A 750-nucleotide genomic window follows, 5' to 3' on the forward strand; every position below is an offset into this window, starting at 1 on the left:
ATCCTGTACGCATTTGGTGATCCGGTTCTGCTTCCGGTATTCGCTTAATTCAGCACAACGGAAAGAGCACTGGCTAACCAGGCTCGCCGACTCTTCACGATTATCGACTCAATGCTCTTACCTGTTGTGCAGATATAAAAAATCCCGAAACCGTTATGCAGGCTCTAACTATTACCTGCGAACTGTTTCGGGATTGCATTTTGCAGACCTCTCTGCCTGCGATGGTTGGAGTTCCAGACGATACGTCGAAGTGACCAACTAGGCGGAATCGGTAGTAAGCGCCGCCTCTTTTCATCTCACTACCACAACGAGCGAATTAACCCATCGTTGAGTCAAATTTACCCAATTTTATTCAATAAGTCAATATCATGCCGTTAATATGTTGCCATCCGTGGCAATCATGCTGCTAACGTGTGACCGCATTCAAAATGTTGTCTGCGATTGACTCTTCTTTGTGGCATTGCACCACCAGAGCGTCATACAGCGGCTTAACAGTGCGTGACCAGGTGGGTTGGGTAAGGTTTGGGATTAGCATCGTCACAGCGCGATATGCTGCGCTTGCTGGCATCCTTGAATAGCCGACGCCTTTGCATCTTCCGCACTCTTTCTCGACAACTCTCCCCCACAGCTCTGTTTTGGCAATATCAACCGCACGGCCTGTACCATGGCAATCTCTGCATCTTGCCCCCGGCGTCGCGGCACTACGGCAATAATCCGCATAAGCGAATGTTGCGAGCACTTGCAGTAGAT

Annotated in this window: 1 protein-coding gene; it reads right to left on the minus strand. The window is 49.5% G+C overall.

The features are described from left to right. Positions 1 to 406 precede the first annotated feature (406 nt). A complete protein-coding gene (locus AC2D8P_RS16650) occupies positions 407 to 739 on the minus strand; it encodes an antitermination protein Q (protein WP_206517385.1) in 333 nt (110 codons plus the stop codon). Positions 740 to 750 lie beyond the last annotated feature (11 nt).

The organism is Roseovarius sp. YIN77, from assembly GCF_057219155.1.